Annotated in this window: 13 protein-coding genes; 3 read left to right on the forward strand and 10 right to left on the reverse strand. The window is 59.6% G+C overall.

Going from position 1 to position 12,658, the window contains the following annotated elements; genetic code table 11:
• Position 1: 1 nt before the first annotated feature.
• The 10 genes from BA177_RS17750 to BA177_RS17795 form a co-directional block, all read right to left on the reverse strand.
• Positions 2-310, reverse strand: coding sequence for a putative signal transducing protein (locus tag BA177_RS17750; RefSeq protein WP_068618449.1), 309 nt, complete (start codon positions 308-310; stop codon positions 2-4).
• Between the two features lie 17 nt (positions 311-327).
• Entirely contained in the window at positions 328-1,098 is a 771-nt protein-coding gene (gene trpA, locus BA177_RS17755; protein ID WP_068618451.1) for a tryptophan synthase subunit alpha, read from the reverse strand.
• Complete coding sequence (gene trpB / locus BA177_RS17760; protein WP_082990240.1) at positions 1,095-2,339, reverse strand: tryptophan synthase subunit beta; 1,245 nt, start codon at positions 2,337-2,339, stop codon at positions 1,095-1,097. The genes trpA and trpB overlap by 4 nt, the downstream gene beginning before the upstream one ends.
• Positions 2,340-2,358: 19 nt before the next feature.
• Positions 2,359-2,946 (reverse strand): phosphoribosylanthranilate isomerase, encoded by a 588-nt coding sequence (locus tag BA177_RS17765; RefSeq protein WP_197493230.1) that lies wholly within the window; start codon positions 2,944-2,946, stop codon positions 2,359-2,361.
• Positions 2,947-2,951: 5 nt separating this feature from the next.
• A complete protein-coding gene (locus BA177_RS17770; RefSeq protein ID WP_068618455.1) occupies positions 2,952-3,770 on the reverse strand; it encodes an indole-3-glycerol phosphate synthase TrpC in 819 nt (272 codons plus the stop codon).
• Between the two features lies 1 nt (position 3,771).
• Complete coding sequence (trpD, locus tag BA177_RS17775) at positions 3,772-4,797, reverse strand: anthranilate phosphoribosyltransferase (protein ID WP_068618457.1); 1,026 nt, start codon at positions 4,795-4,797, stop codon at positions 3,772-3,774.
• Positions 4,794-5,375: an anthranilate synthase component II gene (locus BA177_RS17780; protein WP_068618460.1), complete on the reverse strand. Its 582-nt coding sequence runs from the start codon at positions 5,373-5,375 to the stop codon at positions 4,794-4,796. The genes trpD and BA177_RS17780 overlap by 4 nt, the downstream gene beginning before the upstream one ends.
• Positions 5,372-6,757, reverse strand: coding sequence for an anthranilate synthase component I family protein (locus BA177_RS17785; RefSeq protein WP_068618462.1), 1,386 nt, complete (start codon positions 6,755-6,757; stop codon positions 5,372-5,374). The genes BA177_RS17780 and BA177_RS17785 overlap by 4 nt, the downstream gene beginning before the upstream one ends.
• A gap of 228 nt (positions 6,758-6,985) precedes the next feature.
• Positions 6,986-8,821 carry an SLC13 family permease gene (locus tag BA177_RS17790; RefSeq protein WP_068619638.1) on the reverse strand — a complete coding sequence of 612 codons (1,836 nt, stop codon included), beginning with the start codon at positions 8,819-8,821 and terminating at the stop codon, positions 6,986-6,988.
• Positions 8,822-8,904: 83 nt separating this feature from the next.
• Entirely contained in the window at positions 8,905-10,236 is a 1,332-nt protein-coding gene (locus BA177_RS17795) for a hypothetical protein (RefSeq protein WP_156762905.1), read from the reverse strand.
• A 142-nt stretch (positions 10,237-10,378) separates the two neighbouring features.
• Here BA177_RS17795 and BA177_RS17800 point away from each other — a divergent pair, with 142 nt between their 5' ends.
• From BA177_RS17800 to BA177_RS17810, 3 genes are all read left to right on the forward strand, one after another.
• Positions 10,379-10,717, forward strand: a complete 339-nt coding sequence (locus tag BA177_RS17800; RefSeq protein ID WP_068618465.1) for a type 1 pili tip component — start codon at positions 10,379-10,381, stop codon at positions 10,715-10,717.
• 105 nt (positions 10,718-10,822) lie between these two features.
• The gene (locus BA177_RS17805; RefSeq protein ID WP_068619640.1) at positions 10,823-12,118 is read left to right on the forward strand and encodes a TlpA disulfide reductase family protein; all 1,296 of its coding nucleotides are present in this window, start codon (positions 10,823-10,825) and stop codon (positions 12,116-12,118) included.
• 25 nt (positions 12,119-12,143) lie between these two features.
• Entirely contained in the window at positions 12,144-12,626 is a 483-nt protein-coding gene (locus tag BA177_RS17810; protein ID WP_068618468.1) for a YajQ family cyclic di-GMP-binding protein, read from the forward strand.
• Positions 12,627-12,658: the final 32 nt, after the last annotated feature.

Raw genomic sequence — 12,658 nt, forward strand, 5'->3', positions numbered from 1 at the left:
TTCAGTTTTCCAGGCCGCAACTCCAGCAAGCCGCAAACTGCCCTTCATTGTCTTCACCGCAATTGCCGCAGCGCCAGATTTCTCCCGGGCTTTCCTGCAGCAGCGTCTCGGCGTCGATCAGCTGCAATGCCCGGTCGTAATCCAGATCATTGTTGATCCACAGTTCCGGCCAGACTTCCTGAAACGGCATTTCACCCACTATCGACCCCAGATGCTCGTTGCGCAGAAACGCGTCGATACCTTCGCTCCGCAACAGGTTGCGGTAGTGGTTGATCGTAATGATCGACGGCGCAGTCGTTAGTTTTCGCATGACCGTCTCTTGCTCACTCAGTCTCGCAGGCTACGCAGGAAGGCCGCCGGATCTTCACCACGTTCCAGCACTTCAACCAGCGCCGAACCCACGATAGCACCAGCGGCATGCTGACCCACGTTGGCAACATCACCAGCCGCACGGATGCCGAAACCGGCACAGACCGGCAGCGGCGATACCTTGCTGACCCGATCAAGATAGGCGGCGAGGTCGTCGGGCAGACCACCGTCGCCACCCGTGATGCCGGTGATCGTTACGGCATACAGAAAACCACGCGACGCGTCTGCCAGTAATTGCAGCCGTTCCGCGGGCGTGGCCGGCGTAACCAGTTGCACAACACCCAGCCCCTGCGATTCCAGCGCGGCACGCAGGTCATGACTTTCTTCAAACGGCAGATCCGGAACGATGAAGCCACAAACACCGGCCGCCAGCGCGCGCTTCGCCAGTTCGTCGTAGCCGATAGCCAGCAAGGGATTCATGTAAGACATGAGCACAACGGGCGCCTTGATCCGGTCGCGGTTGGCGCTCAGTTGCTCAAGGATCCAGCGCAACGACACTCCGTTCTTGATGGCCTCATGGCTGGATCGCTGGATCGTCATGCCATCGGCCATCGGGTCGGAGAAGGGCACACCAATCTCCACAACGTCGCCGACATCGCTGACGGCCGCCAGGACGTCCATGAAATCTTCAAGCTTCGGATAGCCCGCCGTGATGAACGGTATCAGCGCCGGTCGCCCGGCATCGTTCGCGGCACGCAGTGCACTGCTGACGGATTCGTGTGCACTCATTTGCGGGCACTCACGGGGTACTGGATCAGGGTCGGCATGTCTTTGTCACCACGACCGGAGTTGCCGATCAGAATTCGTTTGCCCGGATTGTTGGCCGCCCACTTTTTTGCGGCCGCGTAAGCATGTGCGGTTTCCAGCGCCGTCAGTATCCCTTCGGCCTCGCACAATTCGCCCAGCGCATCGAGGGCTTCCTCATCGCTGGCCATGATGTAGTTCACACGACCGATGGCCTGCAGCAGTGCATGCTCGGGACCAACGCCCGAATAGTCGAGCCCGGCAGAAATCGAATGCGTTTCCTGCACCTGGCCATCATCGTCCTGCAGAATCATGGTGTAACTGCCCTGCAGAACTCCGGGCCGACCCGTCGCAAGGGTCGCCGCATTGTCGCCGAGACCCGGACCGCGGCCGCCAGGTTCAACCCCGAACAGTTCGGTTTGCGTGTCCGCCAGCAGCGGATAGAACAGGCCGATTGCATTGGAGCCACCGCCGACGCAGGCGAACGCGGCGTCCGGTAGTCCGCCCGCCAGCCGCAACATCTGCTCGCGCGCCTCTTCGCCAATCACGTTCTGCAATTCCCGCACCAGCCACGGATACGGATGCGGCCCAACCGCCGAACCCAGCAGATAGTAAATGCCATCCGGATCCGATACCCAGCAGCGCATCGCTTCGTCGATAGCGGCGCGCAGGGTCGCATCGCCACTCTCGACCGCCACGACTTCCGCACCGAGGCGGTGCATGCGGTCTACGTTCGGCGCCTGCCGTTGCATGTCGAGCGCGCCCATGTAAACCGTGCAGGGCAATCCCACTCTGGCACAGGCGGCAGCCGAGGCAACGCCGTGCTGACCAGCACCCGTTTCAGCGATGACGCGCTTTGCACCGAGCCGTTTCGCCAACAAGGCCTGGCCAATAGCATTGTTGATCTTGTGCGCACCGGTATGCGCAAGGTCTTCGCGTTTCAGCCATACGTCACAGCCCCAGCGTGCGCTCAATGTCGGCGCGGGCGTCAGCGCTGTTGGTCGGCCAACCCAGTTGTGCAGTTCGGCGCGAAACTCCTTTTGGAAATCATCGTCATGCAGAAACTTGCGCACGCCTTGCTCAAGCCGCTCGAACGCGGGCACCAGCGTTTCGGGAATGTAGCGCCCGCCGAAGGGACCGAAGCGGCCACGTTCATCCGGTAGCTCGCCATTGATTGAGGCAGCGAGCAGCTTCTCTGCGTCACCTGACTCCAGTAAAGACTTCATGGTTTTCAACCTCGGTTCTTCAGTTTAGCTTTGCTGATTTTGCTGCGATGACAAATGCGGCAATCTTTGCGGGGTCTTTCATCCCCGGCGCGGATTCAACGGCGCTGGATACGTCCACGCCCCAGGGGGCGACGCTCTCGATTGCCGCTGTGACGTTGGCAGCGCTCAAACCACCCGCCAAAATCATCCGACCCCGGCGAGCGTATGTTGCGGCGAGACCCCAGTCCACCCGTTCACCTGTACCGCTGTTGCTACCTTCGTAGAGAAAGGTGGCTGGCAATGCCGTGTCCGCGGTCACCGCACCCTCGCGGTAGACAGGCCAGCGCTCAACCTTTGCCGGGACATCGAGCTGCAAAAAGTCGTCCGCGTCAGTTTGCAGCACATCCGGCGCAAACCTTGCCAGCACTTCCTGCCACTCGGCGTTACTCGGGTGACGCATAACGGCAACTCGCTGCACATGCGCCGGTACATCGCTGGCAAGCGTCGCGGCAACGGCGGCGGTTACCTGTCGCGGCGATTTGGCGAACACGAAGCCTACGGCATCTGCGCCGGCATCGATGGCGGCAGTTACAGCCGCCTTGTCCGTCAGACCGCAAATTTTGATCATCGTTGTCATGCCGACCGGGCGGCACTGCCCGCGCGCCGCATCTCGCGTATCAATCCGGCGGGGTCAGCGCTGCGCATCAAGGCGGTACCGACCAGCGCCATACGATAGCCCCAGCCCGCAGCGGCGGCGGCATCATCGCCGGTGTGCAGGCCGCTTTCGGCGACACAAACGGCATTCTCGGGCAATAGCGGCCCAAGAAGGCGGAGGCGATCAGGGTCAACGTTCAGCGAGCGCAGATTGCGTGTGTTCACGCCAACCAGCAACTGACCGGCATCGGCCCGGTCCGCGTAACGCGGTTGCTCAAGCAAGCGCGCGGTCCGCTCGAGATCATCTTCATCAAAGGCCTCGAGCAAGACGAACAGAGAAAGGTCGCATGCACAATCGAGCATCCTGCCAAGTTCGTTGTCATCCTGCATGGCCGTGATTAACAGGGCACCACTGGCACCCGCGGCGCGTGCTTCCAGCAACTGCACCGGGTCAACCAGAAAATCCTTGCGCATCGCCGGAATCCCGGCGCCGGCCAGCAGCGCTGCGACTTCGCGCAAATGCCGGAGATCGCCGGCGAAACGCGACGGCTCCGTCAACACGGACACCGCCACGGCGCCGCCCTCGGCGTACATCCGGGCCTGCTGCAAGCGGTCGCTGTCCGCCCCTGCCAGCGCCCCTTCGGACGGCGAGTAATCCTTGATCTCTGCGATCACGTCGAAGCTCGACAAACGCAAAGGCAGTAGCGGGAGATCCAGCTCATCGTCACTGTATTTGCGCTTGGCAGCGCTTGCGCGCTCCGCACTTGATCGCGCCATCTGCTGTAAGAAATCGCTCATGCTATTCCGCGTAATGTGCCCGCATCAGGTCAAGGAAACGGGCAGCGCGCCCATCGTCAATCGCGGCGGCGGCCAGCGCAACGCCCTCTCGCGGTTCGTTCACACGCCCCATGACTTCGAGAACCAGCGACGTACCCATCAGCAAGGCATCACGATGCGCGCCCATGTCGTCACCGCTGAACACCCGCTGCAACTCGGCCGCATTGTGTGCCGCATCGCCGCCGGCAAGGTCCGCCGGCGCGCAACGCGTCACTCCATAGTCTTCCGGGCTGCGTTCGGAACGACTTACAGAGCCAGGCCGCACATCGAAGAGTATGAAATCTCCTGCCGGTGTCGCTTCGTCCCAACCGGGCTCACCGTGCACTACAAATGCGCGCTCGATAGGCATCCCGGATAAAGTATCCGCCATTAGCTGAGCCGCATCAGCGCTGAATGCACCGATCAGCTGGTACGGTGGAGCGGCCGGGTTGGTCAGCGGCCCCAGCAAATTGAATACCGTACGCACGCCCAGCGCGCCGCGCACCGGCATGATGGCTTTCATCGCCGGGTGATAGGCCGGAGCGAACAGAAAAGTGAAGCTGGTTGCGTCGAGTGCGGCCATCGCGGCATCGGCGGCCAGCGGCAATGGCATGCCCAGACACTCAAGCATGTCAGCACTGCCCGAGCGACTCGAGATAGACCGGTTGCCGTGTTTAACGACGCGGGCACCGCAGGCGGCCGCCAGCAGTCCGGTACCGGTTGACAGGTTCAGGCTGCCCGAACCATCCCCGCCCGTGCCGACGGTATCGACCGTCGGTGTGCCAGCCGGAACGGTCGGCGCCAGCGCGAGTTCGCGCATCGCGGTAGCAAAGCCGCGAATCTCAGCTGCCGTTTCGCCCTTGGCGCGGAGTCCGGCCAGAAACGCACCGGCCAAGGCGGGATCCATTTCACCGCCGGCCATTGCGTGCATCAAGCCGTGCGCTTCCTGCTCTGTCAGCGCCGTGCCAGACAGCAAGCGATCGAGCAGCGCTGAGTGCGGCCCGCTCATTGGCCGTACCGCAGGAAGTTTGCCATCAGCCGATCGCCCTCAGGTGTAAGGACACTTTCCGGGTGAAACTGGACACCCTCAATCTGCCATTCCCGGTGCCGCACGCCCATGATTTCCCCTTTGTCAGTTTGCGCGGTGATCGTCAATTCGTCGGGCATGGTTTCCCGCTGCGCGCCGAGCGAATGATAACGGCCGGCTTCGAATTGCTGTGTAAGTCCATCGAAGATGCCAAGCCCGTCGTGCGAAATCGGCGATGTCTTGCCATGCATCAATCGATCAGCGCGCACAATCTCACCACCGAAGTGACTGACGATGCATTGATGGCCAAGGCAGACGCCAAAGATCGGCAGACTGCCGGCGAATGCCGCGATCATCTCCAGGGACACGCCAGCATTTTCCGGTCGTCCGGGTCCTGGCGATATAAGCAGGTGGCTCGGCTCAAGGTCGTAGGCATCGTTAACCGTGATCGCGTCGTTGCGATAAGTGATGACATTGGCGCCCAACGCCAGGAACGCCTGCACGATGTTGTAAGTAAAGGAATCGAAATTGTCGATCAGCAGTATGCGCGCCTTTTTCACAGGCCTTCTCCCGCCATCCTTAACGCATTGCGCAAGATGGCGCTCTTCGCGAGTACTTCGCGGTACTCGTTTTGCGGCACGCTGTCGGCGACGATGCCGGCACCTGCCTGAAAACTGTACTCGTCGCCGTTGAACACCAGCGTACGAATGGTAATGGCCTGATCCATGTTGCCGCCTACGTCGAAATAACCTGCCGTACCGGCGTACAAGCCGCGGCCGCTGGACTCCAGCTCCTCGATAATTTCCATCGCGCGAACTTTCGGTGCCCCAACCAGCGTGCCAGCCGGAAAGCTGGCTGCGAAAAGGTCAAAAGCGTCGTAACCAGCGGCGAGTTCGCCCTTGACGCCGCTGACGATGTGCATGACATGCGAATAGCGCTCGATGGAGCGGTAGGGTTCAACATGCACACTGCCAGCCGAGGCGACCCGGCCGAGATCATTGCGCGCGAGATCAACCAGCATGACGTGCTCAGCCGATTCTTTGGGGTCTGCCAGCAGGCGGCGTTCATTCTCTTCGTCTTCAGCGCGGTTTGCACCGCGCGGCAGAGTCCCGGCAATCGGCCGCAACGATGCCGTACGGCCTTTCAGTTTGACCAGCGCTTCCGGTGACGAGCCCACCACTTTCAGATCACCAAACTCGAAAAAGAACATGTACGGCGACGGGTTCAGCAGACGTAGAGCACGGTAAACCTCAAACGCGGGAATGTTGCTACGGCCTTTGAACAACACCGAGATCACGATCTGGTAAATGTCACCTGCTGCGATGTATTCCTTGCAGGCCGCAACCCGCTCGCAATATTCCGCTTCGCTCATGCCCGCCTCGGGTGCACTGAGTTGCAGCTCCTCATTGCGCTCGGGCAATGGTCCGTACAAACGCTTGATCACGTCACGACGCAGACGACTGCGTTCCTGCTCATTACCGGCATGCAACAAGGCGACACGGCGAGTGAGATGGTCGAACACCAGCATTGACGACGGCGCACAAAACGCGGCTTTGGGGATACCGGCCTGCGGCGTTGACTGCTGCGGCAAACGCTCGAACAGGCGCACAATGTCATAGCCTGAAACGCCGACCAGCCCGCCGTGAAACGGCAGTTCGGGAATATGCGGCAATAACTCCGGCGCCAGCGACTGTGCATGCCGTAACGCATCGAGCCAGTCTTTCTGGCAGCCGGGATTGGGCTGCTGTTCGCCGCCGATGACGAGGCCATCGTCGTCATAGCGCAGTTCGAGCGCATCGCCAAAGCCGAGGAAGGAATACCGGGCGAGACGCTCGCCGCCTTCAACGCTCTCCAGCAAGAATCGCGGCTTGAGGTCTTTCAGTTTCAGGTAAGCGGAAACCGGTGTGTCCAGATCGGCCGCTATATCAAATGGTGGTTGCATCGGGTCTCTTCTTGTTTATTCAGTAACCGCCGCACCAGGAACAAAAAAAAACCCACCCCCACGTACGGCGGAGATGGGTTTGTCGGATTCTTTACTCTCAGGCAGAAATCAGCCGGCCACCCACTCCAAATCGGGTCGCCACAGCCAGCTTGTCAGTATCCGCGTGATCATGGGGCGAGTATTACCGGCGGCCTCCGCTCGCGTCAAGTCAGATGCCGTACTAATGCCTCAAAAATCGTAAAGCATTGGCAACACTAACGAGAAACCGATCCACATGACGATGGTCAGTGGGATACCAACCCGCATGAAATCGGAAAACTTGTAGCCGCCCGCGCTAAGGATCAACAAGTTTGTCTGGTAACCAAACGGGGTTGCATAACTCATGTTGGCGCCGAACAGGACCGCGAGAATGAACGGTTCCGGCGTGACCCCGAGTCGCTGCGCGACGGCGACGGCAATCGGCGTTCCTATAACGGCCGCTGCATTGTTCGAAACGACGTTGGTCAGGACCGTCATGATCAGAATGAACAGGCTGAGTATGAGCTCGACAGGCATATCGGCTGCTGCGGAGACAAAGCCGAATGCCAGGAAGTCCGCCATACCGGTACCCATCAAGGCCTTGCCGAGCGCGAGACTGGCCACGATGATCATAATCACCGGGGTCGACAATGCACTCGCCGCATCGCGCCAGTTCAGGCAGCCGAAGGCGAGAGTCAGGCCAACACCGACTATGGCGGCAACGGAAATCGGCATGATCCCGAGTGCTGCCACCAGCACGACCAGCGCCATGATGCCCAGAGCACGGTTCGCGAGGTGCGTGTGCGGCAGATCCATCGTGCCGTCGAGGACCAGCATGCTGCCGCCTTCCTTGAGGCTTTTGATCGCATCGCTGGTGCCTTGCACCAGCAGCACATCACCAGCGCGCAACCGAATCGCGTTCAGATCACCGGTGACCTGGGAACTGGGCGCGCGTGCCCGATGGATCGCCAATGGCAACAAGCCGTAGCTGCTGCTGAACTCGGCCGCGGCAAGACTGCGCAAATGCAACGGGGATCCACGGGTAACCACAACTTCAGCGAGTTGCTGACCTTCGGCTTTCAATGGCGTCTCGTCATCAATCGGGTGTTCGTTGTCCGAGACGTTGAACAGGGTCGCGCCAAGTTCGGTTTCGTAATGCTTCAGGTTTTCCGGAGAATCCTTGACGAATAATCGGTCACCGGGCTGCAGAATGACCGACGGCAACTTGGCAAGAAACAGGGACTCCGTACGTTGAATCTTGTCCACGCGCATGTCGCCGTTGGTCTTGGCCAGAATCTCCGACAATGTCTTGCCATCAGCGAAACCGCCCTCTTTGATGTGTAACTGCGCACTGAATACCCGCGGTGACGTATCCGCCATCGGCGGTATTCGGTCGGGCAACAGGCGCGGCGCGATGAGCCAGAGAAAAATTATGCCCACGCCACCGACGATCGCAACCGGCAGCATGAAGTCGAACATGCCGAAACTCTTGAGGCCCATGTCCTGGGCAATACCGACCACGAGCAGGTTGGTGGACGTGCCGATCGTTGTCGACATGCCGCCAATGATCGTTGCCAATCCCATCGGCAACATGACACCGGACACCGGGAATTTCACCCGCAAGGAAACACCCACCAGTATCGGCATCAACAAGACGACGATGGGTGTGTTGTTCATGAAGGCACTGAGGACAGCGCCGGCAATCAGCGTGATGAGCAATGCCAGCAGCGGCCGGGCTGACCAGGCGCGTCCAACAATGGCCGCCAGAGGTTGCAATGCACCGGTGGTTTCAAGTGCCTTGCCGACGATCATCAAGGCACAAATTGTTATCAGGGCTTCATTGCCAAAGCCGGCGAAAAAATCCGCGGCGCCGAGTGATGCATCACCGTGCTGGTAAGGAAAAAGCTGGAAGCCCGTTATCAGCAGAATCAGTACGATCAGGCTCGATGTTTCCAGTGGAATCTGATCGCGGGTAAACAAGACCAGCGCTGCTGCGGTGAGCAGCAGTACAGCAACGCCATGCGCATCCGGTGTTATTGCTTGCAAATAAATCTCGCATCCGTGTTCGTTGATCTGCTGATGCGGTATTGCCACCCATCATCGCAGCCGGGGATGAACCGTATATCAGTTCATGCCCCTGCCGCAACGAATGTCGCCGCGTTGCGACGCTGCAGAATCGCATGGGCGCGGCAGTGGAAATTCTTGAATTCGCTGATACTCCAGCCGGAAAAATCCATTGCCGGGGCAAAGCTGCAGGCGTCAGCGTGAGCCAGCAAAGGCAACAGGTCCGCGAAGTCGCGGCGGTCGCCTGCACCACTTTGGGGCATGACCGAATAAGGCGACATGACCAGCAGATTGCGATGCCGCACGGCCACGGAAGCCAACGCGGCATGCCAACGGCTCTGCCAGTTGCGGCGCTGTTCAGCCGCTGCCACGCCGCGACTGGGATCCCGCGCTGCCAGCGCCGGCAGTAACCCGCGGCTACTGGCGAGACAACGTGACCGGTCCCACAGGCATTCATGGATGCCGGCAATCAAGCGATCCAGATAACGCAGGCATTCAATATCAGCCGGATCGGCACCGCGCAACAGGACGAGGTCGCCGATGCCCTGCAGTACAAAGCCGATACGCCGGTTGCTTGCGGCATCCCTGCGTTGTTCACGATCACACCAGTGCAAGTGGTCGAACAGCTGATCGGCCGTGTCCAGCGCCTGCTGCAGCGCAGCCTGCAATTTGCCGTTGTCCACCTGGCCGTGCCGGTTGGCAAACCGGCAAACAAACAGCTCAAGACACAGCCAGGCACTGTCGGCCGGTACCCGGATTGCATTCGCTGATGACAAAGCCGGGGTTTGCTCGTCCGACAACAAGGGACAGCGCGTTCGCGAGTCACCGCCATAGACCGGCCGCAAACCCCACCGCCAGGTGCGTTGCTGATAAAGCGCGGTCCATGCTGGTGATGCGTCGGCCAGCCCGCCACGATCAAGGTGCGCGGCTTCGAGAACGACGTAGCGGGGCCCCTGTCCGAGCAGGATCTTGCTCATGAGCAGAAACGCTGGCAGTGGCATTTCTTCGGCCGCAACGGCCAGCCCCAGCAAACGACTGTCGATGCACGGCGCGACCACTGCACGCCGCAACTTTCTGAGCAGGCGTTCTATGCGCCGCGAACTGCCGGCACCCGCGTCATTCAACGTCAGGGTCACCGCTACGCCACTTAATAGTAGTGAACGGACCCGTTCCAGCTGGGGTGCAAGTTGCTCGGGTGCTGCAGTGAACGTTCTGACTGGCCAGGAGAAGCCCGCGCCGGTTGCCGAGATTCGCTGACCGGCACGCTGAATCGCCGGCTGAAATCCGAGCGCAAGCAACGTTCGCCACTGCTCATTCACAATACTCCCACTGTCATCACTGGCGTGACGGGTGTACGGCAAGCGTGAAGTTGTAAACCGTGTGATTTGTGTAGACATGACGGTCCTTCCCTGACCTTTGCCTATGCTGCTCCATGGCATGCCAACAGACCTCCTGCCTAACTGGGCAGCTTGGGCAGTTTTTGTTATTGTCGCCGCGGTTCACGTAGGCTGCCCTTTACACGTTGCAGGAGCGACGGCGATGCGATTCAAGGCTTTGTTGAAAACCTGGAGCAAGCAACACGCTCAGGAACACACTGAAGAGCGATACTCGATTCAGCTGAACGTGGACGATGCCGCGCGGCTCGCGGCACTTGCTGAACTGTTCCCCGGCAACAGCCCCGAACAGCTCATCAGCGATCTCCTGTCCGCGGCTCTCGACGAGACCGAAACAGCGATGCCGTACGTTGCCGGAGCAACCGTGATCAGGGAAGACGAATTCGGTGACCCGGTATACGAAGACGTTGGCCTGACGCCGAGGTTTCTTGAACTCGTCCGCCAACATCGCGCCAAACCGTCCGGTAACAGCGGCAACGCCTGACCAGCGGTCGCGCCGCAACTGCCGCTTGCGAGTTATCTCTGGATCGGGTCCGCGACTGCGTTAAACTTGCAGTCCCGACATTAACAACGGGCCGCCGACACAGTGATGAGATCTTTTTCCACGCGACTTCTTGTACCGCTACTCGCCATTTTCATGGTTAGCGGCTGCGGGCCGGAACCCAGCGAAATTGCTGGCGAACCGCCGCTACCGGTGGGCTTCTGGCATGCCGGCATCACCCTGCCTGGCGGAGAAATCGACGCGGGAATAGAAATCAGCCGCAAAGACGAGCGCTACAGTGCCAGTCTGATCAATGGTCCCGAGCGCGTGGTAATTCGGGAGGTCAGTTATAAAGATGGCTTACTCCTGCTGCGTTTCCCCGCTTTTAACAGTGAAATCCGCGCACGCATCGTTAACGGCAAACTGGTCGGCGAACTCATTCTGGTCAAGAGCAAAGGCGCGACCCAGTCGATGCCGTTTGTCGCGACCGCTGGCGCTCAACGCAGCGATCCGGCAAGTGGCAGCAGCGTGCACGACCTTTCCGGCCGCTGGGCAGTGCAGTTTCATGAAGCGGACGGCAGCAACACAGCCAGTGTCGGTGAGTTTTCGCAACGAGGGTCGCGCCTGTTCGGCACCTTTCTCAATGCCAGCGGCGATTACCGCTACCTGACCGGCTTTGTGCGTAACAACTCGTTCAATCTGTCAACGTTTGACGGTGCGCACGCCTTCCTGTTTTCAGGAACTATCGATGGCAACAAGATCACCAATGCCGATTTCTGGTCGGGCACTTCCTGGCATCAAACCTGGTCAGCCGCACGCAATACCAATGCGAAGCTGCCCGACCCGTATCAGCTCACACACCTGAAGCCCGGTTACGAGCGCTTTGAGTTCGCGTTTCCAGACCTTGATGGCAAGACAGTGTCGCTGGATAACGAGCGCTTTGCGGGCAAGGTCGTGGTTGTGACGTTGGCCGGCAGCTGGTGCCCGAACAGTCATGACGAAGCGCGCTTCATGGCGCCACTGTATGAAAAGTACCGAAGCAAAGGGCTGGAGGTTGTCGCACTGATGTACGAGCACTTCGACGATCCGACGCTGGCCGGAGAGCAAGTGACGCTGTTCCGTGAGAAATTCAATATCGCCTACACGACGCTGATTGCAGGGACATCCAGCAAGTCTGAGGCAGCAGAAACTCTGCCGTCACTGGACGCCGTGCACGCTTTCCCGACAACGATCTTTATTGATCGCAGCGGCCGCGTGCGCAAGATTCACACTGGCTTCAGCGGCCCCGGTACTGGCGAACATTACAAAGTATTGACCACAGAAATGACCAGCCTGATCGAAACTCTGCTGGCCGAACCCGCCAAACCCAGCAGCACAACCGCCGCCATTAAGCCCGGCGCATAAAGCCCCAACCGCCAGGAGCACCCGCATGCCATCGTTTGATGTAGTCAGCGAGTTCGAGATATTTGAAGTCCGCAACGCTGTGGACCAGGCCAACAGAGAAGTGGAAACCCGTTTCGACTTCAAGGGCAGTGACGCCAAGTTCGTGTTTGAAGACGACGTCATTCAGATGACGACCAAATCGGATTTTCAACTCAACCAGATGCTGGATGTGTTGCGCCAGAAGATGGCCAAACGCGGCATAGATGTAGGCTGCATGGATCCACAGAGCGTCGAAAAGTCGCTGCATGAAGCCCGCCAGAAAATCGTTATGAAAAAGGGCATCGATACTTTACTGGCCAAGCGTCTCGTGAAAACCATCAAGGCCAGCAAACTCAAGGTTCAGACTGCCATTCAAGGTGACAAGTTGCGCATCACCGGCAAAAAACGCGATGACCTGCAAGCCGTGATCAGTTTGCTCAAGGACACGGACACCGAGATTCCTCTGCAATATGAAAACTTTCGCGATTGACCCGCGTTGACCACTACCAACAGGTATCAATC

This window comes from Woeseia oceani (assembly GCF_001677435.1).
Lineage (GTDB): Bacteria > Pseudomonadota > Gammaproteobacteria > Steroidobacterales > Woeseiaceae > Woeseia > Woeseia oceani.